The sequence below is a fragment of the Sulfitobacter sp. F26204 genome (assembly GCF_026410305.1).
In the GTDB taxonomy this organism is placed as follows: domain Bacteria; phylum Pseudomonadota; class Alphaproteobacteria; order Rhodobacterales; family Rhodobacteraceae; genus Sulfitobacter.
Genome location: NZ_JAPMLQ010000001.1, coordinates 331821 through 355929 on the forward strand (window position 1 = coordinate 331821; position 24109 = coordinate 355929).

Sequence of the window (24109 nt, forward strand, 5' to 3'; positions counted from 1 at the left end):
GGGCGCCTTTTTCTTTGATCTGTCCCGGTTGGTCAAACCCTTGTCTGTTCGTTTGCACAAGGCCATATACCAACTGCGAAAAGGAGGCCCTCATGGCAAAAAGTGAATTTCCCGGTTGGCACGGTACAACGATTGTCGGTGTCAAAAAAGGCGGCGAGGTGGTGATCGCCGGTGACGGGCAGGTCAGCCTTGGTCAGACGGTGATCAAAGGCACCGCACGCAAGGTGCGCCGCCTGTCACCAGGAGGTTTCGACGTGGTTGCGGGGTTTGCGGGATCTACGGCAGATGCATTCACCTTGCTAGAGCGGTTGGAAGCGAAACTGGAAGCAACACCAGGACAACTTGCCCGCGCCAGCGTAGAGCTGGCCAAGGATTGGCGGACCGATAAATACCTGCAAAAGCTCGAAGCGATGTTGATCGTTACCGACGGTACCGAGTTGTTGATCATTACAGGTGCTGGCGATGTACTTGAACCCGAACATAACGTCGCAGCAATCGGATCGGGTGGTAACTTTGCACTGGCAGCGGCGCGCGGGTTGATCGACAGCGACCGCGACGCCGAAGCTGTGGCCCGAGAAGCGATGGCGATTGCATCCGACATCTGCGTTTATACAAACGGCAATCTCACGGTGGAGAAAATATCCAAATGACCGACCTGACCCCCCGCGAAATCGTATCCGAGCTTGACCGGTTTATCATTGGCCAGAATGACGCCAAACGCGCTGTTGCAGTGGCGCTGCGCAATCGCTGGCGTCGCAAACAATTGCCGGATGATTTACGTGATGAAGTCTATCCAAAAAACATCCTGATGATCGGTCCAACTGGCGTAGGTAAAACAGAAATCAGCCGGCGTCTGGCAAAACTGGCTCGTGCCCCGTTTCTCAAGGTCGAAGCGACAAAATTCACCGAAGTCGGCTATGTTGGTCGTGACGTTGAACAAATTATCCGCGATCTGGTGGACAATGCGATTGCGATGACCCGCGAACACATGCGCGAAGACGTCAAGGTGAAGGCACATAAAGCCGCCGAAGAACGCGTGATCGACGCTATTGCGGGCAAGGAAGCGCGAGACGGAACACGTGATATGTTCCGCAAAAAACTAAAGGACGGGCTGCTTGATGATACGATAATCGAACTTGAGATCGCCGAAACCGCCAGTCCCTTCCCGATAATGGATATTCCCGGACAGCCGGGCATGGGCGCTAGCATGATGAACCTTGGCGATCTGTTTGGCAAAGCAATGGGCGGACGCACCACCAAGAAACGCCTGTCAGTTTCGGAAAGCTATGAAATCCTGATCAGTGAAGAAGCTGATAAACTGCTGGATGATGAAACCGTAACCCGCGCCGCCATTGAAGCGGTCGAACAAAATGGCATCGTGTTCCTTGATGAAATCGACAAAGTGTGTGCCCGATCCGATGCCCGCGGCGGCGACGTGAGCCGCGAAGGGGTGCAGCGCGACCTGCTGCCCCTGATCGAGGGCACAACCGTCAGCACCAAACATGGGCCGGTCAAGACAGATCATGTCCTGTTCATCGCCTCGGGGGCATTTCACATTGCCAAACCTTCTGACCTCTTGCCCGAATTACAGGGCCGTCTGCCCATTCGTGTAGAATTGCGGGCACTAACCGAACAGGACTTTGTAAGGATCTTGACCGAAACCGACAATGCGCTGACCTTGCAATATACCGCATTGATGGGCACCGAAGAGGTCAAAGTCAGCTTTACCAAAGACGGTATCGCCGCACTTGCCAGAATTGCGGCAGACGTCAATCAATCGGTGGAAAACATCGGTGCACGCAGATTGTATACCGTTATGGAACGCGTTTTCGAGGAATTATCTTTCACGGCACCAGATCGTTCCGGTGACGTGGTAGAGGTTGATTCAACCTTTGTAGAGACTAATTTGGGCGAATTGAGCCGGTCTTCCGATCTAAGCCGCTACGTACTTTAGGGCTTTTCATTTCAGCCCTATCCTGAAACCAAGTCGGAATGGGATACCTTTTTTTCATACGCAGGAACTGGCTTTTTCTTCTGGCTGGTTTTCTGCTGACTTTCACATCCTCTTACGGCCAGACCTACTTTATTTCACTCTTCGCCGCAGAGATCAAAATCGGCTATGGCCTGAGCGATGGTCAGTGGGGTGGGATCTATACGATCGGTACCACGATGTCAGCCGTCGCAATGATTTGGGCCGGTGTCTTGACCGACCAGTTCCGGGTTCGAACGCTGGCGGTTGGGGTTATGCTTTCCTTGGCAGTGGCCTGTATCGCCATGGCGCTGAATACGTCCTGGGTTTTGCTCATCCTGGTGATATTTGCGCTGCGATTGTCAGGGCAAGGAATGATGTCACAGCTTGGCTCTGTCGCGATGGTTCGCTGGTTCGAGGCTTCCCGCGGTAAAGCCCTCTCGCTTTCGTCAATGGGGTTTGCAGCGGGACAGGCGATTTTACCTGTCATATTCGTCGCACTTTTCGCAGTCGCACCATGGCGGTCACTATGGTTGCTGGCCGCGATGATCGTGGTGCTGACCATACCGGTTCTGCTGATTTTGCTGCGACAGGAACGCACACCACAATCCATGGCCGCGGAAACACAGATCGCCGGAATGCGCGGCCTGCATTGGACACGGGCCAAAATGCTGCGATCCGGCCTGTTCTTTCTGATGATTCCGATGATTGTCGGGCCATCCGCATGGGGTACGGCGCTTTTTTTTCAGCAGGTTCACCTTACGGAAGTAAAAGGTTGGGAACTCGTTTCCTATGTCGCTTTGATGCCGATCTATACACTGGCGACTATCGCAGCGACATTTGCCTCCGGCTGGGCCATCGACCGCTTTGGCGTCAGTCGCATCGTTCCCTTTCAAATGCTGCCCTTTGCCTTGGCATTTGCCGTTCTGGCATTTGCTGACACGATTTTTGCCGCGGGAATTGGATTAACGATCTTTGGCGTCGGGCAAGGGATGCAGGGCACGGCGACCTCCAGCTTCTGGGCTGAATACTACGGAACGCGGCATATCGGCGCGATCAAATCAGTTGCCGCGGCTCTGATGGTGTTCGGATCGGCGATCGGACCTGGTATCACCGGCTATCTGATTGACCTGGGCATAGATTTTCCAGCGCAGATGTTGCCCATCGCAGTCTACTATCTATGCGCGGCCGCATTGGCGACGCTGGGCATCCTGCGGTATTTTCCCACGTTGAATCGTTAACGCTGTCGGCGCAGATAGACATAATAGGCACCACCACCACCATGGCTGATATGGGCCTGGCTAACCTGCAAAACGAGGGATTTGAGCGGCGGCATAGCCAGCCACTGCGGTACCTGATGGCGTAATACACCATGGCGTACCGGGATTGGACCGCCTTTGTCGCGTTGCTTTCCTTTGCCGGTGATTACCAATACAAGCCGCTTGCCCGATTTATTTGAGGAAAGGATGAACCGTGTCAGCGCCGGATGTGCGCGGTCCAATGTCATGCCGTGCAGATCGATCCGTCCTTCTGGCTGCAATTTGCCACGTTTGAGTTTTCCAAATGCTTTCTGATCCATCTGAACCGGGACATTTCGCATTTGATCGGGTAATGAGGGCATCAGATCCTGCGTAGTTTTATGAGGTTGAGCGACAGGTTTACCCAGCAACACTGTCTTGGGCTTTCGAAACACCGGTAAAGGCGTTGCAGGCGAACTAGTCTCAGGAGTAAACAATGAATTCAGGTCCAGTTTTTCGGTTCGCTCCGTCACTTGGCGCCATATCGCAAGATCATCGTCGCTGAGTTGTCCGTGTTTGCGTTTCATATCGCGCTTTCGGGGAGCAGGGCGTAGGCACGCTGGATCGGCAACAAGACAACCATCCGACCCGGGTCGCGCAGTTTACCTGCCTGTTTTCCCGCCAGATCACCGGTCCCAAAAAAGACGTCTGCGCGCTGTGCCCCCTTGATTGCTGATCCGGTGTCCTGGGCAATCATCAAACGACGCAAGGGATTTTCTCCATCCTTTTCAATCCAGACAGGACCGCCGAGTTTCACAAACGATGGATCAACCGCAATACTCCGCATGGCCGTGACCGAACGGTTCATCGCACCCAATGGGCCTTGATCTGCGGGCACCTTGCTGACCTCTCGGAAAAATACATAGGACGGATTGTGGAATAGCAACTCACGTCCTTCGACAGGGTTACGACGCACCCAGTTCTTGATTACTTCGGCGCTGACCTGATGGATGTTGTAGACACCGCGCCGGACCAGTTCGGCACCAATGGACCTATAAGGATGTCCATTGGCCCCGCGATACCCGACACGAATGTAACGCCCGTTGGGCAACCTGATCCGCCCAGATCCCTGGATTTGCAAAAAGAACAGTTCGACGGGATCATCAACCCATGCAATTTCCAACCCGCGACCAGCTAGTACATCACTATCCAACAATTCGCGTCGTGTAAGCCAGGGGTTAATACGCAACGCTTCAGGTGGCATTTTGTAAACGGGAAAACGGTAACGGGAAGAAGGATATAGATCTCCTTCCAGTTCTGGTTCGAAATACCCGGTGAACAAGGCCTCTTGCCCGTCATCGATTACCACCGGGCGAAAAAACAGCTCAAAAAATTGCCGCGGTTCGGGATCTGCCGCTGCAAATTTACACAGGGCGCGCCAGTCTGGGTCCACCATATCGGCGCAGGTATTCAAGAAAACCTTCAACGCCGCTGCATGGTCATCGTCCGCCCAACCATCAAGCTGATCAAAACTGATCACATCATAGCGCACTTCACCAGCTGCCGCCGGGGTCATTGCGAGAACCCCAGCGCATATTGATACCGCCAGTGCACGGCTTACCCGTCTGTAGAAACCAGCTGCCAATTTGGATCATCCGACCCCATGATACGAGAGAAAACCCAAGTGTCTTTTTGGCGCTTTACCTCTGTCAAACTACCCTCAACAATGTCGCCCGCCGCATCCCGCACAGCCGAGGTCAATTCACCTACAAATCGGATCGTCAATTCGGCTTCGTTGGTGGTGGGATCAAGCGTTGCGTCCATCAGCTCTGTTTCGCGTACACCGCTGAAGACCGCCTCAATCGTCAGGCCTTGATCTTCGCGTGCGGCTACGCCATCTACAAAACTTTCGTAAATCTCTTCTGAGAGGAACGACTGAATCTCAGATAGTTCGCCCCGTTCATAGCCCATGACGATCATTTCATAGGCCTGACGTGCGCCCCCCAGGAAGTCATCCACACCAAATGACGGCTCGATCCGTTTCATTTTAGCCAATGCTTTGGCAGCATCGCTACCTTCGGGAACATGGTCGGTAATATCAAGGTCGGGACCGCCTTCGATTACCTCAAAAGCCGGACCTTTTGCACGGGCCCTGGGTGCCTGTCCGCTAACAGGTGGTTTTTCAAATCCATCCCGGGAACCCAGAACATTCTTGAGCCGTAGGATCAAGAATACCGCAATGCCGGCCAAAACCAGAAGCTGTATCATAGGTGAATTCATCAGAACCTCGCGGGGTGAAACATGGAAACTTGTCGCCGTTGACCTTATGTAGGTGCTTGATAGGGGTGAGTCCACTCTACCCCAAGCAAAAGGATGTCCCACTCATGTGGCTATTGATCGCATTTATCGCTGTTCCCTTGATCGAGATCGGTCTGTTCATCCAGGTCGGCGGTTGGATCGGGCTTTTTCCGACACTGGCCATTGTCCTGGTGACCGCCGTTCTGGGCACTTGGCTGGTTCGAACCCAAGGGGCGATGGCGCTTGGTCAATTGCGCGCATCCTTTTCCAATCTGAATGATCCGACCGAACCCTTGGTGCACGGTGCCATGATTCTCTTCGCAGGTGCTTTATTGCTGACACCGGGGTTTTTCACTGATGCTGTCGGTTTCGCTTTGTTGGTTCCCGCGTTCAGGCATGCCGCATTCAAGGCTTTGCGGGCGCGGGTCAAGGTTCATTCCTTTGGTACGCCGGGGCCGGGACATCCGACCGCCGAAGGGCATGCTACCCAGCGGGGCGATGTCATCGATGCGGAATTTTACGAGGTAGATGAAAACAACACGCGACAAGAAGGCCCTTCTGGCTGGACAAAACACTGATGAACGGGGCATTGAGCGCGGTATCGCCATCTGTTAAGCCCGCGTGAAATTGATTTTACCAAAGGAACAGCCACATGGCCGAAGAACAAGAAGCCGCACCGGCGCAGATGCGCGTATTGGGCCAATTCATCCGCGATATGTCATTTGAAAACATCATGGCGCAGAAGGGTGGGGGCGCAGATGTACAGCCGGATGTACAGGTCGAAGTGAAACTGGATGCGAAAAAGCGGTCAGTTGATCACCAATATGAAAGTTCGATCAAACTGAACGTAACTTCAAAGGACACCGCTGGGGATACAACGCTGTTCTTGCTTGAGATTGATTACGTTGGTATTTTTCACATCGAGAACATTCCAGACGATCAGATTCACCCGTTTTTGCTGATTGAATGTCCGCGCATGATCTTTCCCTTCCTGCGACGCATTGTCAGCGATGTGACACGTGACGGCGGCTTCCCGCCGCTAAATCTTGAGAACATCGATTTCGTAGCACTATATCGCAATGAGATTGCGCGCCGTCAGGCAGAGACACCTCCAAAGGCAGATGCCTAATCTTTCAGGTTTTTAGCCACAGGGAATCGTCGCCCAATTTGCGGACAAAGTCGGCGTGGGCGGCGGCTTCTTTTTCGGTTATACGAGGTGGCAACGGTTTTGGCCGTGGTTTGGGCGACCATTGCTGCACAACTTCTCCAGATCCGACCTGTGGACCGGTAGAGAGTGCGAAATCTGGCTGTCGCCCACCGATCAGTTCCAGATACACCTCGGCCAGAATTTCGCTATCAAGCAATGCGCCATGCAATGTGCGTGACGAATTGTCGATGTTGAATCGACGGCACAGGGCATCCAGAGAAGCAGGCGATCCCGGAAACTTTTTGCGCGCAATCGCAAGAGTATCAATCGCTTGTTCCCAGGGAATTTGCGGAAGCTGCATCCATTTCAATTCGGCATTGAGAAATTTGATGTCGAATGCGGCGTTGTGAATGATCAGCTTGGAGTCACCAATGAAATCCAGAAACGCGCGACCGATTTGGGCAAACCTTGGCTTGTCGCGCAGAAAATCATCACCCAATCCATGCACTTCAAAGGCTTCCTGAGGCATGCTGCGCTCGGGGTTGATATATTGATGGTAAGTTTTGCCAGTTGCAACGTGGCCAATCAATTCAACCGCACCAATTTCAACGATCCTATCGCCGGATTCGGGGTCGAAACCGGTAGTCTCTGTATCCAGTACAATTTCACGCATGGATTTGGTTTTCCCTGATGTCTTTGACTACGGCCTGCACCTGGCGCCGTGCATGCTCGATCGTGTCGGTTTCAATTACATACTTGGATCTTGCTGCCTTTTCATCGGCAGGTAGCTGCTTTGCACGGATCGCCTCGAACTGAGCGCGCGACATGGTTCCGCGTGCCATCACCCTTGCCGCCTGGGTGTCGGGGTCGATGATCACACAAGCCACAGCATCTACCTTGGTTTCCCCGCCGGTTTCAAAAATCAACGGGATATCCAGAACAACGATGTCCGATGTTGCTTGCGCGATGAACGCCGCACGGTCCTCAGCCACCAGTGGGTGCACGATGCTTTCTATTCGTTCAAGTGTTGTCGGATCTGCCACTATGATGTCTTTCAATCTTGCGCGGGAAACCGCGTTATCTTCAATGGCTGCTGGAAACATTTCTCTGATCAGGGGAACCGCTGCACCGCCTTCGGCGTAAAGGCGATGCACCGCGGCATCAGCATCCCAGAGCGCGCAACCCTCTTCGACAAACATTTGTGCAGTTGTCGATTTACCCATTCCTATTGATCCAGTAAGGCCAAGAACGAACATCAGCGCAGCGCCGCTGCGCGTGTCGCACGATCAACCTCGGGTCGTTTACCGAACCAGCGTTCGAATCCAGGAACGGCTTGGTGAAGGAGCATGCCCAGTCCATCAACAGTGACACAACCCATCTCCTCTGCATTTTCCAACAGTTTGGTTTTAAGCGGTGTATAGACAAGGTCCGTCACTACTGCACCGGCCTGCAAACCATCCAGCGGCACGCGCAAATCACCTCTGCCAATCATTCCCAGAGAAGTGGTATTTACGACCAGTGTAGCATGGTCCATCATATTCCCCGCCTGAACCCAATCAAAAATACGCAAGCGTTTTCCAAAGTCCGACTTCAGTTTTTCGGCACGGACCCTTGTCCGATTTGACAACAAGATTTCTGGAACGCCCGCATCCAGTAGAGAGGCAATCACAGCCCGGGCAGCGCCACCAGCACCTAAAACGGCAGCCGGGCCAGATCTAGGTGACCAGTTCGGTGCTCCTGTCTTGAGGTTTTCCAAAAAACCATAACCGTCGGTATTATCTGCATGGATTTTACCATCCTTGCGAAAAATCAGTGTATTCGCAGCACCGATCAAAATTGCGCGGTCCGTGACCAGATCAGCAATCTGCATCACGGCCTCCTTGTGAGGGATCGTGATGTTGACACCGACGAAACCCATCTTGGGCAGGGTGCGGATAACCTGTTCAAGATCCTCTGTTTTGACTTCCATTGGAACATAGTGACCAGGAATACCGTAAAGTTTTAGCCAATGCCGGTGAAGTTGCGGAGATTTTGAATGAGAGATCGGTGAACCAATGACACCTGCCAAGGGGATGTTGGGTAAGGTCATGAGGCAAGGTCTCCACGCAATGTCAGATAGTTGATAATTTCCAAAAGTGGCATACCAAGCACATGAAAGTAATCCCCTTCAATGTTGGAAAATAGCCTGACACCTTCTTCTTCGAGTTTGTAGGCACCGACAGAATGGCGAATGCTTTCCCAGTTTCTGGAAACATATTCATTCAGGTAGGCTTCGGACAGCTTACGCATCCGCAAACGGACCTGACCAATTTGACGCCAGATCGGTTTACTATCTTCGCAAATGACGGCGGCACTCAGCAACGAATGACGGTCGCCGCGCATGGTCATCAACTGGTTCACTGCCTCTTGCGGGCTGTCGGGTTTTGATAACATTTGACCGTTGTGATCCAGGACCTGATCACAGCCCAGTACAAGGGATCCAGGGAATTTTTCGCTTACCTTGAGCGCTTTCATCTCAGCAAGGGTATCGGCAATATCTCTGGGTGTTGCGTCCTCGGCGATCAACGACTGCTTGATCATATCTTCGTCTATTCGCGCAATCTGAACACTGTGTTGAACACAAGCCTGTGTCAGCAATCTCGCGCGGATCTCTGAGCCGGAAGCAAGAATGAGCGGCTTTAGCATGTGGATAACCTTGTGAGTTTGGGTAAGGGTATTTTAATGAGTTTTAGTGCACAAACAGCAGGAAACCTATCCCGCCTCGTTTGTCATGAAGTTATCGGTGTTTTTATTGATTTTGTACCCCTGAGGACAAGGACAACTTGGTCATTGGGAGGAATCGTTCTTGTTCGTACTTTTCCATTTTTTGCACACAGTTAATGTTTTGCCGTAGATACGTAAGCATCTATAAAATTTAGATACTTTATGTCTTTACCTCCGTTTATCCCCATCTGTTGAACAACTTGTATCCCATGGGACAAAATGCGGGATAAACCGTTAATCCACAAAAAACTGAGTCCCTACTTACATCATCAATTCTCTTCTTTTCTTTATTATTATAAGAAGGCAAATGAGATTGGAGTGATCTATGTTGGACTTCCTTGCCCTAACCTATCCGTGGATCAAGGCATTTCATATCATGTCCGTGATCTCATGGATGGCGGCATTATTTTATCTGCCACGGCTCATGGTACATCATACAGAACAGGTTGGTTTGACAGGGGAGACCCATAACCTGTTTGCGATGATGGAATTCAAACTGGCTAAGGTGATCATGCAGCCCGCTATGATTTCAACATGGTTGTTCGGGATCTTGTTGATTCTTACGCCAGGGATTGTTGACTGGACAATGGTATGGCCCTGGACCAAGGCGGCAAGCGTCATCGCAATGACAGGATTTCATGAATGGCTGCTGGCGCGGATGCGCGGGTTTCAGAAGGCACAAAACAGATTGACGGGTCGACAGTACCGTATGTTGAACGAAGTTCCGACCGTCCTGATGATCATCATTGTTTTGTCGGTAGTGGTTAAGTTCTGATTGATTGACTCCTTTTCCTTTGCCGCCTATATCACTGTCACCACCCCGTCCGGGGATGGACCTTCGTTGCTAATCTATCTTATCGACCAGCCAACCGTTTTTTGCGGCTGAACAGGAATTTTCCATGACAACCGATACGCTGAACCTCGCTGATCTCAAGGCGCAGAAACCCAAGAACCTGTTGGCAATGGCCGAGGAGCTTGAGATCGAAAACGCTTCTACCATGCGCAAGGGCGAGATGATGTTCCAGATTCTGCGCGAACGCGCTGACGAAGGATGGGAAATTTCTGGCGATGGCGTGTTGGAAGTCTTGCAGGATGGCTTCGGCTTTTTGCGGTCACCGGAAGCAAACTATCTGCCAGGCCCCGATGATATTTATGTATCACCTGAGATGATCCGGACTCATTCCCTGCGGACTGGCGATACAATCGAAGGATTGATCAAGGCACCGGATGATACAGAACGTTATTTTGCCCTGACAGAGGTTACCAAAATCAACTTTGAAGCCCCTGAAAAGGCGCGGCACAAGGTTGCATTTGAAAACCTAACGCCGCTTTACCCTGATGAGCGTATGACGATGGAGGTCGATGATCCAACGGTCAAAGATCGTTCTGCGCGGATTATTGATCTGGTATCGCCGATTGGTAAAGGTCAACGCTGTTTGATTGTCGCGCCACCACGGACCGGTAAAACGGTTCTTTTGCAGAACATCGCAAACTCAATCGAAAAGAACCATCCAGAATGCTACCTGATAGTGCTTTTGATTGATGAACGTCCAGAAGAAGTCACCGACATGCAACGTTCCGTAAAAGGTGAAGTTGTTTCTTCGACCTTTGATGAACCGGCAACACGTCACGTTGCGGTCTCGGAAATGGTGATAGAAAAGGCCAAACGTTTGGTCGAGCACAAGCGTGATGTGGTGATCCTGCTTGATTCCATCACTCGCCTTGGTCGGGCTTTCAACACGGTCGTTCCCTCGTCCGGAAAGGTTTTGACCGGTGGTGTTGATGCCAATGCCTTGCAGCGACCCAAACGCTTTTTCGGTGCAGCACGTAACATTGAAGAAGGGGGCTCACTGACAATCATTGCTACGGCGCTGATTGATACTGGTTCCCGCATGGATGAAGTGATCTTTGAAGAATTCAAAGGCACGGGTAACTCTGAGATTGTTCTGGATCGCAAGATTGCAGACAAGCGTGTATTCCCTGCGATGGATATCCTCAAGTCAGGAACACGCAAGGAAGATCTATTGGTCGATAAAGTAGATCTGCAAAAGACTTTTGTTCTGCGGCGTATCCTGAACCCGATGGGCACCACTGATGCCATCGAATTCCTGATTGGGAAACTGAAACAAACCAAGACAAATTCAGATTTCTTTGATTCTATGAATACCTAATTGTTATTTAATAACAAAAGGTTATGTAAAAATGGATACGATTTTCGCTCAGGCGACTGCCACAGGGCGTGCCGGTGTTTCGGTTGTGCGGATTTCTGGACCTGATGCGTTTTTGATTGCGAAGACTCTGGCAGGTTCATTGCCACCGTCGCATAAGGCCGGACTCCGATTGATCAAGAATCGTGACGGCGAAACCATCGATCAAGCCATTGTCATACCCTTCGCCGAGCCGAAAAGTTTTACCGGGGAGAATGTCGTCGAACTGCATCTTCATGGTAGTATCGCGGTTATGAGTAAGGTCATGGAGCTTCTTTCGGATTTCAGCGGCGCTCGGCTGGCTGAACCAGGTGAATTCACGCGCCGTGCATTGGAAAATGGTCGTTTGGATCTGACGCAGGTTGAAGGTCTTGCTGATCTGATTGATGCCGAAACCGAAGTTCAGCGTAAGCAGGCCGTTCGGGTTCTCTCTGGTAATTTGGCCTTATTGGTCGATAGTTGGCGCGCCGATCTTATTCGCGCAGCCGCGCTACTTGAGGCTACAATTGATTTTGCAGATGAAGATGTTCCAGTTGACGTGACCCCCGAGGTCACCGGTTTGTTGAATGGAGTTGCAACGGCGATAAGTAAGGAAGTTGAAGGCTCGAGGGTTGCAGAACGCATTCGTTCCGGTTTCGAAGTTGCAATTGTTGGTGCCCCCAACGCTGGAAAGTCCACTTTGTTAAATGCACTGGCCGGTCGCGACGCCGCAATTACATCAGAAGTTGCTGGAACCACGCGCGACGTCGTTGAAGTGCGGATGCATCTTGAAGGCATACCAGTTACCTTGTTGGACACTGCTGGATTGCGAGAGACCTCCGAAATTGTTGAACAGCTTGGTATCTTGCGTGCAAAAGAGCGCGCTTTGGCTGCCGATTTACGAATTTTCCTTGTAAAGGAAGGTGAAGTCTTGCCACTTGAACCTGTTGAAGGTGATATTGTTTTGCATCCAAAGGCGGATCTGTTTCCTGACGTGAAAAACGCAGTTTCGGGAAAGACAGGCGAAGGGATTTCTAATCTGCTTTCGCAGGTCATTGACGTTTTGAGCCATCGAAGCGCTGCGGTTGGCGTTGCAACACATGAACGGCATCGTGTTGCGATGTCTGTTGCATTGACGGGCTTGCAGTTGGTACGAGAAACCCTGAGTTTGGGCAGTGACAGTTATGATATTGCTGCTGAGGAATTGAGGTCTGTAATTCGGGCATTGGAATCCGTCGTTGGCAGGATCGGTGTGGAAAATTTGCTGGATGAGATTTTCCTGAGCTTTTGTATTGGCAAGTGATGAGGTGTTTCACGTGAAACATTATGAAGTCATAGTAATCGGCGGCGGCCACGCGGGCGCTGAAGCAGCACATGCGTCCGCTCGAATGGGGGCCGAAACCGCATTGATTACCATGTCCCGGGATGGGATTGGCGTTATGTCTTGCAATCCAGCGATAGGTGGCCTTGGGAAAGGTCATCTTGTGCGGGAGATCGATGCGATGGACGGTGTCATGGGACGGGTCGCTGATAAAGCCGGGATACAGTTCCGGCTGTTGAATCGCCGGAAGGGACCCGCTGTTCAAGGTCCGCGCGCTCAGGCCGATCGCAAAATCTATCAAAGTGAAATGCTAGCGGAGACGATCAATCAGCCCAAGCTTGATATTGTGGAAGCTGAAGTGACAGATTTCATAATAGAGAATGGACGAATTATTGGCGTAGAATTGGCAGGAGGAGAGTTAGTGCGCGCGAGCGCGGTTGTTCTGACAACCGGTACATTTCTGCGGGGCGTTATTCATATTGGTGATGTATCACGTCCTGGTGGACGCATGGGCGATAAGGCATCCGTCAAGTTGGCTGAGCGGATGGATAGCCTTGACTTGCAAATGGGGCGATTAAAGACCGGGACACCCCCTCGTTTAAATGGAAGAACGATCGATTGGAATATTCTGGACAATCAGCCAGGCGATGATGAGCCGGTTTTGTTTTCATTTATGTCCAATTCTGTTTCTGCCCAACAGATTGCATGCGGGATTACCCATACCAACGAAAAAACTCACAACATTATTCGAAACAATTTGAAAAGATCCGCGATGTATGGGGGGCATATTGATGGCATCGGTCCCCGGTATTGCCCGTCCATAGAGGATAAAGTTGTGCGATTTTCTGATAAGACGTCGCACCAAATTTTTCTGGAGCCCGAAGGGGTTAATGATCACACGATCTATCCGAACGGTATTTCGACGTCCTTGCCCGAAGATGTTCAGCTGGATTACGTTAGATCAATCCGAGGATTGGAATCTGCTGAAATCCTGCAGCCGGGATATGCGATTGAATATGATTACGTTGACCCAAGAGCGCTAAAAAGTACGCTGGAACTTCGTTCGGTAACTGGCTTGTATTTGGCAGGTCAAATCAACGGTACGACCGGCTATGAAGAAGCCGCGGCGCAAGGTCTGGTGGCTGGGCTGAATGCTGCGCGGGCAGCGCAGGGCCAAGACATCGTTTCCTTCAGTCGCGCAGAAAGCTACATTGGTGTAATGATCGACGATTTGATCACACGCGGTGTGACGGAACCGTATCGAATGTTTACCTCACGTGCAGAGTTTCGATTGTCCCTGCGCGCAGACAATGCTGACCAACGGTTAACGCCAGTTGCGATCAAGTTGGGCTGTGCGTCAGATGCTCGGGTTGAAGCCTATACAAACAAGCAAGATAAATTGGATAAAGCACGCGCCATTCTGACAAAAAAAACCTATACACCGTCAGAAGCGGTTGAAGCGGGTTTAGCTGTCAGCCAGGATGGGACACGGAGAACAGGGTTTCAATTGCTCTCCTTTCCCAACATTGCATTTGGAGATCTGATCCAACTTGAACCAGATCTCGCGCGCGTCGGACCCGATATTCGTGCCCAGATCGAAAGAGATGCGCTTTATTCAAATTACTTACCACGTCAGCAAGCTGAGATTGATGTGTTGAAAAGAGATGAAGCGCACAAGATCCCACAGGATTTTGACTATTCTGCGCTAAATGGACTGTCCAACGAATTGAAGTCAAAATTGTCTTCGGTTCGACCTGAGACTCTTGCTCAAGCGGCCAGGATTGACGGGATTACACCTGCGGCCTTGACGTTGATTTTGGCCCAATTACGCCGCTCGAACAGTCAGATGTCTGCATGATGAAGCGCGACGGGCTCAATGTTTCACGTGAAACATTGCAGGAGCTTGAGGCTTTTGCAATGCTTGTAGAAAAGTGGACCGCTAAAATCAATTTGGTATCAAAGCAAAGTTTAGCTGATCTGTGGGACAGGCATATTCTGGACTCAGCCCAACTATTCGAACTTGCACCCCAGGCGGGGCATTGGGTTGATCTGGGCAGCGGTGGCGGCTTTCCCGCTATTGTGGTTGCTTTGCTTTCAAAGGGAGCTGGTGCTGATCAACAATTCACACTGGTAGAGAGCGATCAGCGCAAAGCAACTTTTCTACGCACAGCAATCCGTGAGTTGGGACTGCGTGCGACGGTCATCTCTGAAAGAATTGAAAAAGTTGAGCCTCTTGCCGCTGACGTTCTCACTGCACGAGCACTGGCAGGTCTGTCAACGCTATGTGACTTTGCTGATAGACATCTTGATCCAGAGGGCGTGGCACTTTTCCTGAAAGGTGGCCAATGGCAGCAAGAAGACAAATCAGCGCGCGAGATGTGGTCATATTCTTGCGAGGCGGTTAAAAGCAAATCACATCCCGATGCTGCAATTTTAAAGATCAAGGATATCGCTCGTGTCTGATTTATCCCGCCCGAAAGGTCCGAAAATAATTGCAGTGGCAAACCAAAAGGGTGGCGTAGGTAAAACCACAACGACAATAAATTTGGCCGCTGCCATGGTCGAGCAAGGCAAGCGTGTTCTGTTGGTTGATCTTGATCCGCAGGGAAATGCTTCGACCGGCTTGGGCATTGACGTGGATGACCGGGAATTTACTACATATGAATTGCTCCTAGAAGACCTGGATTTGAACGAAGTCATTCAGGAAACAGACTATCGGGGGCTTTGCATCGTGCCTGCGACCGTGGACCTGAGTTCTGCTGACATCGAATTGATGTCGAATGAAAAGCGCAGTTTTCTGCTTTATGATGCGTTGCGACAAATTCAGATGGACGAATTTGGGTTCGATTTTATCTTGATAGATTGCCCGCCTTCACTGAACTTGCTTACCGTAAATGCAATGATTGCAGCGCATTCAGTTCTTGTGCCTTTGCAAAGCGAATTTTTTGCTTTGGAAGGGTTAAGCCAGTTGATGATGACAATCCGGGAAGTACGCCAGAGTGGCAACAAAGAATTGCGGATCGAGGGTGTTGTGCTAACCATGTATGACAGGCGCAATAACCTGTCTCAGCAAGTGGAAAATGATGCGCGGTCAAATCTGGGAGATCTTGTGTTCAAAACCATGATTCCGCGCAATGTCCGCGTTTCCGAGGCTCCAAGTTTTGCGATGCCGGTTTTGAACTATGATAGCCAGTCGAAAGGTGCATTGGCCTACCGGGCTTTGGCACGGGAAGTGATTGAGAATAACAAATCGTGAGGGAGAATAAGATGGCTGACAAACCAGAGCGTAAACGTGGTCTTGGGCGTGGATTGTCGGCTTTGATGGCTGACGTTGCTGAAACTGAAACCATTGCATCGCAGGGGCCGCAAGCTGCTGAACAGCTTATTCCTATTGAGCAAATTTCGCCGAACCCAGATCAACCCCGCAAGCATTTTCAAAAAGACGACCTAGCTGATCTTGCGGCGTCGATAAGGGAAAAGGGTGTCATTCAGCCCTTGATCGTTCGGAAAATCGGTGATCATCAGTTTGAAATCGTGGCGGGTGAGCGCCGCTGGCGCGCAGCTCAGATTGCTCAGCTGCATGCATTGCCAGTGATTATACGTGATTTTACCGATGTTGAGGTTTTGGAAGTTGCGATAATTGAAAACATTCAGCGTGCAGATCTCAACGCAATTGAAGAAGCTGCCGGCTATCGCCAACTGATGGAAAAATTCGGGCACACCCAGGAAAAGCTGGCTGAAGCTTTGGGAAAAAGCCGAAGTCACATTGCAAACCTCATGCGGCTTTTGAATCTTCCGGAAGCTGTGGTTGATATGGTCAGGAGCGGTGATTTGAGCGCAGGCCACGCGCGGGCGCTAATTCCTGCAACGGATCCGGTTGGTCTGGCGAAACAGATCATCAAAGGCGGTCTTTCTGTCAGAGCTGCGGAAGCCCTGGTAAAGAAAGAAGCTACGAATACCAATACTGCAGCCAAGCCAAAATCTGCTGTTTCGGATGAAAAGGACGCAGATACCGTCGCGCTTGAAGGGGATTTGTCGGCGACGCTGGGAATGAGAGTTTCCCTAGATCACAAAGCGGGACAAGAGGTCGGACGTCTTGTGGTGCAATACAAGTCGCTTGATGAACTGGATGCCCTTTGTCGGCTATTAAGCGGAAGTTAAACCGGCAAAAGGCTTTCGATGACGGCATTAAGTATCATAACACCCTGATCCAAAACGATTAATCTATCTTTTTCGACATGAATCATGGAAATATCAACAAGATGATCTATCGCCGATTGGTCTAATGGCGCGCCGTTAATCTGTGCAAATCGTGAAAGCGAGATTCCTTCTTTCACCCTAAGACCCATTAGCAGGAATTCTATTGCCTGATCCTTTCTCGAAAGCGATTGACGGGGACGCTCTGTCAGCCCATTTGCAACGCCATCCAGCCAACGCTTTGGGTTGCTGTAACACTCGGTTGCAAACTTTGTGCCGTTCAGTGTCAACCGGCCATGGGCACCGGGTCCGATACCTAAATAGTCACCGTACCGCCAATAGATCAGGTTGTGTCGTGATTGTGCCCCATCACGCGCATGATTGGAGACCTCATAAGCCGGCATTCCGAAAGTCTCACATATCTCCTGTGTGACCTGGAACATATCAGCACCCAGATCTTCGTTCGGTAACCCTTTTAGTTTACCGCGCGCATAACGATCACCGAACGCGGTGCCATTTTCAATGGTTAGTTGATACAGAGAAATGTGATCAATCGCCATTGTTAGAGCCTGTTTCAGTTCTTTTTCCCATGCAGCACAGGTTTGATCCTGACGGCCATAGATCAGATCGAAACTTACCCTGTCAAAATGACTGCGCGCAATTTCGAACGCAGCAAGTGCTTCGTTCGTATTGTGAAGACGGCCAAGCCTTTTTAGGTCGATATCGTTCAAGGCCTGTATCCCCATTGAAACACGGTTAACGCCCGCTTGCCGGAAGGCGTCGAAGCGATCCGCTTCTACCGAACTTGGGTTCGCTTCAAGTGTGATTTCCAGATCGTTTGATGTGGGCCAGAGCGTGCGAATGGTATTGATGATTTCAGCGACGGTTTCAGGATCCATCAAACTGGGTGTGCCGCCGCCAAAGAAGACCGCGCTTAGAGTGCGACCTTGGGTTTCAGATGCGGCGCGTTTCAGTTCAATGAGATAGGCATCGCGCCACGCTTTTTGATCTATGCTGTTTGAAACATGGCTGTTGAAGTCACAATAGGGACATTTGGCCTCGCAAAAGGGCCAATGCAAATAGAGGCCAAAACCTCCGAGTTGCCAGTCGCTATTCAAAACAGCCTTTCAGTACCTTGGCGAACACATCCGCGCGATGACTGATCTTGTTTTTCTGCGACGGCTTCATTTCGGCAAAGGTTTGATCGTGACCGTCGGGTTGAAACATTGGATCATAACCATGGCCAAGTTCACCGCGCAGAGGCCAGACAAGATGGCCGTTGACGCGGCCTTCGAAAACTTCGTCATGTCCGTCGGGCCATGCCAGAACCATGGTGGCACAGAATCTGGCGCGGCGCGGATGCGGCGCGGATTTTTCTTCAAGCAATTTATGCGTTTTGGTCATTGCCATCAAAAAGTCCCGCCCATTCGGGGTTTCTGCCCAATCGGCGGTATATACACCTGGCGCATCATCCAGTGCCTCAACCTCTATGCCGGAATCATCTGACAATGCAGGCATTCCTGTTGCCTTGGCCGCTGCATGTGCCTTGATACGGGCATTACCTACAAAGGTATCTTCAGTTTCTTCGGGTTCAGGCAGGTTCAATTCCGCTGCGCCGACAACAGTGACACCATGTGGCGCAAACAATTGCTGCATCTCAGCGAGCTTGCCAACGTTATGCGTTGCTACCAAGATGCGATCTCCGGTGAACTTGCGTGTCACGCCGTTACACTTTTCTGAATGGCGACAAGTTCACCAATTCCTTTTTCGGAAAGGTCCATCAGGTGGTTCATTTGTTCCCGGGAAAAAGTCGATCCTTCTGCGCTCATTTGAATTTCGATCAACCGGCCGGACCCTGTCATGATGAAATTACCGTCTACACCAGCTTCGGAATCTTCGGGGTAGTCCAGGTCCATGACTGGTTGACCGGCGTAAATGCCACAGCTGATCGCAGCAACCGGATCGGTCAGGGGATCAGTGATCACATCGCCTGCTTTCATCAGCTTGTTCACAGCCAGACGCAGGGCAATCCAACCTCCGGTGATTGACGCACAGCGTGTACCTCCATCGGCCTGCAATACGTCACAATCTACAGTAATCTGTCGTTCACCCAGCGCGACACGGTCAACACCGGCCCGCAAGGCACGGCCGATCAATCGCTGGATTTCAACAGTCCGCCCACCCTGTTTGCCCGCTGCTGCCTCACGCCGCATTCGTGTATTTGTCGCGCGGGGCAGCATCCCGTATTCTGCGGTGACCCAACCAAGTCCCGAACCCTTGATAAAAGGCGGCACGCGATCTTCGATTGTCGCGGTGCATAACACATGTGTATCGCCAACCTTGATCAGGGCAGAGCCTTCCGCATGTTTGGTAAAGCCTACCTCAACTGAGACAGCGCGCATTTCATCGAGTTTCCGGCCAGAGGGACGCATATTATATCCTTTTTGATGTTGGCTTGGGATACCGTCCCAGGACAACAGGATGCAACCCTGATTGACGTTTGCTGTTCCTGCATCTTTATTGGCAAGGCTATGATAGAACCTAAATCCGAAACCTCGAACATCTTGCGAGAAATGAATGATCGCTCCCGCGAAGTATTTCGTCGCGTGGTCGAAGGGTATCTTGCAAACGGTGATCCTGTGGGTTCTCGAACCTTGACCCGGGATTTCAGCGAAAAGGTAAGTGCGGCGACGATCCGCAATGTGATGCAGGATCTGGAGTATTTGGGCGTACTAGGATCGCCGCATGTCAGCGCGGGCCGCATCCCGACACAGCTTGGCTTGCGGATGTTTGTCGATGGGATGATCGAGATAGGCGATCCAACTGATGTGGACCGTGAAAAGATTGATGCGACCATGGGCGATAATGCCGCCGACATGAGCGGGCTGTTGGATCGGGTGGGATCGGCTCTTTCGGGCGTGACGCAGGGTGCCTCGCTCGTTCTGACGCCAAAACATGAAGCACCGATCAAACATATAGAGTTTGTATCCCTGTCGGCTGAACGTGCTTTGGTGGTTCTGGTGTTTTCGGATGGTCATGTTGAAAACCGTTTGTTTACACCACCACCCGGCCAAACCCCCAGTTCTATGCGCGAGGCCGCAAATTTTCTGAATGCGATTGTTGAAGGCAAAACGATCAGCGAAGTGCAGCGTTCAGTTATCAAAGAGATGGAACAACGACGGCAGGAGATAGACACACTGGCGCGTCAGCTTGTCGAAAGCGGTCTTGCGCTGTGGACCGGTGACGATGAAAATTCCGAACGTCTTATCGTCCGGGGACGGTCCAACCTTTTGGCAAACGAAGCTGAAGAAGCCGATCTCGCACGGATCAAAAGTTTGTTTGATGATCTCGAACGCAAGCGAGACATCACTGAATTCCTTGATCTGACGGAAGAAGGTCAGGGTGTTCGAATCTTTATTGGCTCGGAGAACAAACTTTTCTCACTTTCGGGTTCCTCTCTCGTGGTTTCCCCTTATATGAACGCTGACCGCAAGGTGATTGGAGCAGTTGGGGTGATTGGCCCCACGCGTTTGAACTATGGGCGCATTGTTCCAATCGTGAATTATACGGCACAGCTGGTTGGCAAACTGGTGTCCGACCGCAGCTAAAGGTGAAGAAATGGTAGAGTCAAACGAGAACGAATTTCTGGATAATCTGGAAGAAGCGATGGCGGAAGAATTCGCAGACGCTGAAGCAGAGATTGGTGATGAAGAACTGGAACTGGATCAGCTACGCGCCGAACGGGATGAGCTAAAAGACCGTTTCATGCGTGCGCTGGCCGATGCAGAAAATGCACGCAAGAGGTCTGACAAGGACCGCCGTGAGGCAGAGAACTATGGTGGCTCCAAGCTCGCACGCGACATGCTGCCGGTCTACGATAACATGAAGCGTGCGCTGGATGCCGCCACGGAGGAACAACGTTCTGTTTCAGGGGCTCTGCTTGAAGGGGTTGAACTTACCATGCGGGAATTGTTGAACGTGTTCAAGAAACATGGGATTGAAATTATTTCACCAGTGATCGGTGACAAATTCGATCCGCAGCAGCATCAGGCGATGTTCGAGGCACCGGTACCGGGCACCAAGACAGGTGAAATCATTCAAGTCGCTGCAGAAGGATTCATGTTACACGACAGATTGCTGCGCCCTGCACAAGTAGGCGTATCATCGCAGCCAGCGGATTAAGTGAACGCAGTTCCTTTTCATTCCTAAAGCGAAGCGGTCAGGATTTGGCCGCTTCTTTAAGTTTATAAAGCAAATCGAGCGCCTCACGCGGGGAAAGCTCATCAGGGATGATCTGGTTTAGTTGTTCCTCAACCGCTGAAACTTTGGCTGCAGGCGGTGCAGGGATCGGTGTTGCGGAAAATAAGGGTAGATCGTCGATTAGCGTTTTTTGTTTAACTCCACCCTCACGTTCCCCTTTTTCCAGCGCCTCCAATACAACACGTGCGCGGGCGATCACACTGTCCGGCAATCCCGCAAGCTGTGCAACCTGAACGCCATAAGACCTGTCCGCGGCACCTTTTCGCACTTCATGCAAGAAAATGACTTCGCCTTCCCACTCCTTGACGGCGACGGTGGCATTGTCGACGCCATCCAGCTTGGACGACAAAGCGGTCATTTCGTGATAGTGCGTGGCAAAAAGGGCACGTGACCTGTTGACGTCGTGCAGGTGCTCAAGCGTGGCCCAGGCGATGGAAAGACCGTCATAGGTAGCTGTACCTCGACCGATCTCATCAAGGATGACCAAAGCGCGATCATCCGCCTGATTGAGAATTGCAGCTGTCTCAACCATTTCCACCATGAAGGTTGAGCGCCCGCGGGCAAGATCATCCGATGCGCCTACGCGACTGAACAACTGGCTGACGATCCCGATATGTGCAGAGGTAGCAGGAACAAAGCTGCCCATCTGAGCCATCAAGGCTATCAGCGCGTTTTGCCGTAAAAAGGTCGATTTACCTGCCATGTTGGGACCGGTCAGTAGCCAGATATTTGCTGCATTTTCAGCGACACTCAGATCGCAGTCATTCGCAACAAATGTTTGCCCGTCCTGCTGAGCCAAGGCGCGTTCAACAACAGGGTGACGACCACCCTGAATCACAAATGCGCGGCTGTCGTCAACCTTTGGTCGAGTCCAATTTTCGGCGCTGGCCAATTCTGCCAAAGAGAAGGCCAGATCAAGTTCTGCAATGCTTGTCGAGGTTTGGCTAATCGTAGCAGCGGAATTGAGGATCTGGGCTTTCAGTTTTTCATAGAGCCGCTTTTCGATCTCAAGAGCACGATTGCCCGCGTTCAGGATTTTTGTTTCCAACTGAGATAATTCAACTGTGGTAAAGCGCACCTGATTGGCCGTGGTTTGCCGGTGGATGAATGTCTCGGACAAAGGTGGTGACAGCATCTTTTCTGCATGGGTGGCTGTGGTTTCCACGAAATAGCCAAGCACATTGTTGTGCTTGATCTTAAGCGCAGAAATCCCGGTTTCAGAGATAAACTGGCTTTGCATGGCTGCGATTACACCGCGCCCCTCATCGCGCAGTTTGCGCGCTTCATCCAGTTCGGCATGGTAACCTGGCGCGATAAATCCGCCATCGCGGATCAACATAGGCGGTTCCACGACAAGAGCGCTTTGTAGCAGCGCAATCAACTCTTCATGCCCGTATAGATCCTTCTGTGCAATCTTAAGCAGTTCGGGCAGTTCGACTTGATGTAATTGTTCTGAAATCTTGGTTGCCTCGGCCAAACCGTTGCGCACCGCGGCCAGGTCACGCGGCCCACCGCGATCAAGGGCGAGCCGCGACAAGGCGCGATCCAGATCGGGTACTTTGCGCAGGCAGTCACGAATTTCCCGTCGCAGACGCATATTTTCAAAACCAAAACTTACAGCATCCAGTCGGGCGTTCACAATTTTGCCGATCCGTGATGGGCTGGAAATCCGGCGTTCGAGCAAACGAGCGCCGACTGAAGTACAAGTGTTGTCCATCAGGGCGAGCAGTGATCCGACCCTCCCCCCACTCAGCGCTTGGGTCAATTCCAGATTTCGTCGTGTTGCGGCGTCAATTTGTACAGTGCGGGCACCACTTTCCTTTTGTGGTGAGCGCAGCAATGGTAATTTTCCCTTTTGAGTGAGCTCCAGGTAACTTATGAGCGCGCCCATGGCAGACACTTCTGCGCGATCAAATGTGCCAAATGCATCGAGAGTTGCGATGTTGAACAAACTACAAATCCGCTTTTCGGCATTAGTACTGTCAAATGCCGATCGGCCCAAACCCGACACTGCAGCTCCAAATTCAGAAACCAAACCGCGCAATTCGTTTTCTTGTGTTTCTGATAGGATCACTTCGGAAGGTGCCAACCGGGCAAGTTCCGGAGCAAGGTTAACCCTGGACAGCGGCATGACATGGAAGGCCCCAGTCGATATATCGACCCAGGCCAGCGCACAGGTTTCACGTACCTCTGCAAAACAAGCGAGAAAATTGTGCCGCCGCGCTTCAAGAAGCGTGTCTTCGGTCAGGGTGCCAGGTGTTACTAATCGGACGACTTCCCGGTGGACAACTGATTTGTAACCCCGCTTTTTTGCTTCGGCAGGGCTTTCCATCTGTTCACAAACAGCGACACGAAAACCCTTGCGGATCAGGGTTAGAAAATACCCTTCGGCGGCGTGAACCGGAACACCGCACATCGGAATGTCGTTGCCTTCATGCTTTCCACGTTTGGTAAGGGCAATATCCAGCGCTTCTGCGGCGGCGACAGCATCGTCAAAGAACATCTCATAGAAATCGCCCATCCGGTAAAAAAGCAATGCACCCTCGTGCGCCGCCTTAATCTCAAGATATTGCGTCATCATTGGCGTTGTTTTTGAATCGCTCACGCAGGCATCTCCCAAGAGTCCCCTGTCTGTACAAAACCACGCTCGGCGTGGAAAGAGGCGCCAAGCATGGCTTGGCGCTAGACGGGTTGGTCATTCATGTTAAAACATCCGAGGAACGAGCAAGA

Annotated in this window: 25 protein-coding genes; 14 read left to right on the plus strand and 11 right to left on the minus strand. The window is 51.4% G+C overall.

Annotated elements, in window-relative coordinates; all coding sequences use genetic code 11:
* The first annotated feature begins 92 nt into the window (after positions 1 to 92).
* Genes hslV through OS190_RS01560 form a run of 3 tightly spaced genes read left to right on the plus strand, consistent with a single transcriptional unit; the run spans position 93 to position 3210 of the window.
* The gene (hslV, locus tag OS190_RS01550; RefSeq protein WP_267156899.1) at positions 93 to 650 is read left to right on the plus strand and encodes an ATP-dependent protease subunit HslV; all 558 of its coding nucleotides are present in this window, start codon (positions 93 to 95) and stop codon (positions 648 to 650) included.
* Positions 647 to 1954: an ATP-dependent protease ATPase subunit HslU gene (gene hslU / locus OS190_RS01555; RefSeq protein WP_267156900.1), complete on the plus strand. Its 1308-nt coding sequence runs from the start codon at positions 647 to 649 to the stop codon at positions 1952 to 1954. Before hslV ends, hslU begins: the two co-directional genes overlap by 4 nt.
* 38 nt (positions 1955 to 1992) lie before the next feature.
* Positions 1993 to 3210: an MFS transporter gene (locus OS190_RS01560; RefSeq protein WP_267156901.1), complete on the plus strand. Its 1218-nt coding sequence runs from the start codon at positions 1993 to 1995 to the stop codon at positions 3208 to 3210.
* Here OS190_RS01560 and OS190_RS01565 read toward each other — a convergent pair.
* Genes OS190_RS01565 through OS190_RS01575 form a run of 3 tightly spaced genes read right to left on the minus strand, consistent with a single transcriptional unit; the run spans position 3207 to position 5487 of the window.
* Positions 3207 to 3794, minus strand: a complete 588-nt coding sequence (locus OS190_RS01565; RefSeq protein ID WP_267156902.1) for a Smr/MutS family protein — start codon at positions 3792 to 3794, stop codon at positions 3207 to 3209. The genes OS190_RS01560 and OS190_RS01565 overlap by 4 nt on opposite strands.
* A complete protein-coding gene (mltA, locus tag OS190_RS01570; RefSeq protein ID WP_267156903.1) occupies positions 3791 to 4783 on the minus strand; it encodes a murein transglycosylase A in 993 nt (330 codons plus the stop codon). The genes OS190_RS01565 and mltA overlap by 4 nt, the downstream gene beginning before the upstream one ends.
* A gap of 41 nt (positions 4784 to 4824) precedes the next feature.
* Complete coding sequence (locus OS190_RS01575; protein WP_267156904.1) at positions 4825 to 5487, minus strand: Tim44/TimA family putative adaptor protein; 663 nt, start codon at positions 5485 to 5487, stop codon at positions 4825 to 4827.
* 104 nt (positions 5488 to 5591) lie between these two features.
* Between OS190_RS01575 and OS190_RS01580 the strand changes: the two genes are divergently transcribed.
* Together OS190_RS01580 and secB are read left to right on the plus strand one after the other, a co-directional pair.
* Positions 5592 to 6083, plus strand: a complete 492-nt coding sequence (locus OS190_RS01580) for an FxsA family protein (protein WP_267156905.1) — start codon at positions 5592 to 5594, stop codon at positions 6081 to 6083.
* A 74-nt stretch (positions 6084 to 6157) separates the two neighbouring features.
* Entirely contained in the window at positions 6158 to 6634 is a 477-nt protein-coding gene (gene secB / locus OS190_RS01585) for a protein-export chaperone SecB (RefSeq protein WP_267156906.1), read from the plus strand.
* Positions 6635 to 6638: 4 nt separating this feature from the next.
* Here the strand turns inward: secB and dnaQ are convergent, their stop codons facing one another.
* From dnaQ to OS190_RS01605, 4 genes are read right to left on the minus strand one after another with little or no spacing between them, the layout of a single operon-like run.
* Positions 6639 to 7325 (minus strand): DNA polymerase III subunit epsilon, encoded by a 687-nt coding sequence (dnaQ, locus tag OS190_RS01590; RefSeq protein WP_267156907.1) that lies wholly within the window; start codon positions 7323 to 7325, stop codon positions 6639 to 6641.
* Positions 7318 to 7908: a dephospho-CoA kinase gene (gene coaE / locus OS190_RS01595; protein ID WP_267156908.1), complete on the minus strand. Its 591-nt coding sequence runs from the start codon at positions 7906 to 7908 to the stop codon at positions 7318 to 7320. Before coaE ends, dnaQ begins: the two co-directional genes overlap by 8 nt.
* A complete protein-coding gene (locus OS190_RS01600) occupies positions 7908 to 8741 on the minus strand; it encodes a shikimate dehydrogenase (protein ID WP_267156909.1) in 834 nt (277 codons plus the stop codon). The genes coaE and OS190_RS01600 overlap by 1 nt, the downstream gene beginning before the upstream one ends.
* Positions 8738 to 9337 carry a Maf family protein gene (locus OS190_RS01605; RefSeq protein ID WP_267156910.1) on the minus strand — a complete coding sequence of 200 codons (600 nt, stop codon included), beginning with the start codon at positions 9335 to 9337 and terminating at the stop codon, positions 8738 to 8740. The genes OS190_RS01600 and OS190_RS01605 overlap by 4 nt, the downstream gene beginning before the upstream one ends.
* A 403-nt stretch (positions 9338 to 9740) precedes the next feature.
* Here OS190_RS01605 and OS190_RS01610 point away from each other — a divergent pair, with 403 nt between their 5' ends.
* The 7 genes from OS190_RS01610 (at position 9741) to OS190_RS01640 (ending at position 17083) form a co-directional block, all read left to right on the plus strand.
* Positions 9741 to 10190, plus strand: a complete 450-nt coding sequence (locus OS190_RS01610) for a CopD family protein (protein WP_267156911.1) — start codon at positions 9741 to 9743, stop codon at positions 10188 to 10190.
* Positions 10191 to 10314: 124 nt separating this feature from the next.
* Positions 10315 to 11586 carry a transcription termination factor Rho gene (gene rho / locus OS190_RS01615; protein WP_267156912.1) on the plus strand — a complete coding sequence of 424 codons (1272 nt, stop codon included), beginning with the start codon at positions 10315 to 10317 and terminating at the stop codon, positions 11584 to 11586.
* Between the two features lie 31 nt (positions 11587 to 11617).
* On the plus strand, positions 11618 to 12904 hold the full coding sequence (gene mnmE / locus OS190_RS01620) for a tRNA uridine-5-carboxymethylaminomethyl(34) synthesis GTPase MnmE (RefSeq protein ID WP_267156913.1): 1287 nt from the start codon (positions 11618 to 11620) through the stop codon (positions 12902 to 12904).
* Positions 12905 to 12917: 13 nt separating this feature from the next.
* Complete coding sequence (gene mnmG, locus OS190_RS01625) at positions 12918 to 14780, plus strand: tRNA uridine-5-carboxymethylaminomethyl(34) synthesis enzyme MnmG (protein WP_267156914.1); 1863 nt, start codon at positions 12918 to 12920, stop codon at positions 14778 to 14780.
* Complete coding sequence (gene rsmG, locus OS190_RS01630; protein WP_267156915.1) at positions 14777 to 15385, plus strand: 16S rRNA (guanine(527)-N(7))-methyltransferase RsmG; 609 nt, start codon at positions 14777 to 14779, stop codon at positions 15383 to 15385. Before mnmG ends, rsmG begins: the two co-directional genes overlap by 4 nt.
* Entirely contained in the window at positions 15378 to 16178 is an 801-nt protein-coding gene (locus tag OS190_RS01635) for a ParA family protein (RefSeq protein ID WP_267156916.1), read from the plus strand. The genes rsmG and OS190_RS01635 overlap by 8 nt, the downstream gene beginning before the upstream one ends.
* Before the next feature lie 11 nt (positions 16179 to 16189).
* Positions 16190 to 17083 (plus strand): ParB/RepB/Spo0J family partition protein, encoded by an 894-nt coding sequence (locus OS190_RS01640; RefSeq protein WP_267156917.1) that lies wholly within the window; start codon positions 16190 to 16192, stop codon positions 17081 to 17083.
* Here OS190_RS01640 and hemW read toward each other — a convergent pair.
* The 3 genes from hemW to rph are packed head-to-tail and all read right to left on the minus strand — an operon-like array spanning position 17080 to position 19551.
* Positions 17080 to 18237 carry a radical SAM family heme chaperone HemW gene (hemW, locus tag OS190_RS01645; RefSeq protein WP_267156918.1) on the minus strand — a complete coding sequence of 386 codons (1158 nt, stop codon included), beginning with the start codon at positions 18235 to 18237 and terminating at the stop codon, positions 17080 to 17082. The two genes, OS190_RS01640 and hemW, sit on opposite strands and share 4 nt — an antisense overlap.
* Positions 18230 to 18841, minus strand: a complete 612-nt coding sequence (gene rdgB / locus OS190_RS01650) for an RdgB/HAM1 family non-canonical purine NTP pyrophosphatase (protein WP_267156919.1) — start codon at positions 18839 to 18841, stop codon at positions 18230 to 18232. The genes hemW and rdgB overlap by 8 nt, the downstream gene beginning before the upstream one ends.
* On the minus strand, positions 18838 to 19551 hold the full coding sequence (gene rph, locus OS190_RS01655; RefSeq protein ID WP_267156920.1) for a ribonuclease PH: 714 nt from the start codon (positions 19549 to 19551) through the stop codon (positions 18838 to 18840). The genes rdgB and rph overlap by 4 nt, the downstream gene beginning before the upstream one ends.
* A gap of 141 nt (positions 19552 to 19692) precedes the next feature.
* On the opposite strand from rph, the gene hrcA reads away from it, so the two are divergent.
* Positions 19693 to 20727 (plus strand): heat-inducible transcriptional repressor HrcA, encoded by a 1035-nt coding sequence (hrcA, locus tag OS190_RS01660; RefSeq protein WP_267157330.1) that lies wholly within the window; start codon positions 19693 to 19695, stop codon positions 20725 to 20727.
* A 10-nt stretch (positions 20728 to 20737) separates the two neighbouring features.
* Positions 20738 to 21301, plus strand: a complete 564-nt coding sequence (locus tag OS190_RS01665; RefSeq protein ID WP_267156921.1) for a nucleotide exchange factor GrpE — start codon at positions 20738 to 20740, stop codon at positions 21299 to 21301.
* 37 nt (positions 21302 to 21338) lie between these two features.
* On the opposite strand, the gene mutS is transcribed toward OS190_RS01665, so the two are convergent.
* Positions 21339 to 23960, minus strand: a complete 2622-nt coding sequence (mutS, locus tag OS190_RS01670) for a DNA mismatch repair protein MutS (protein WP_267157331.1) — start codon at positions 23958 to 23960, stop codon at positions 21339 to 21341.
* Positions 23961 to 24109: the final 149 nt, after the last annotated feature.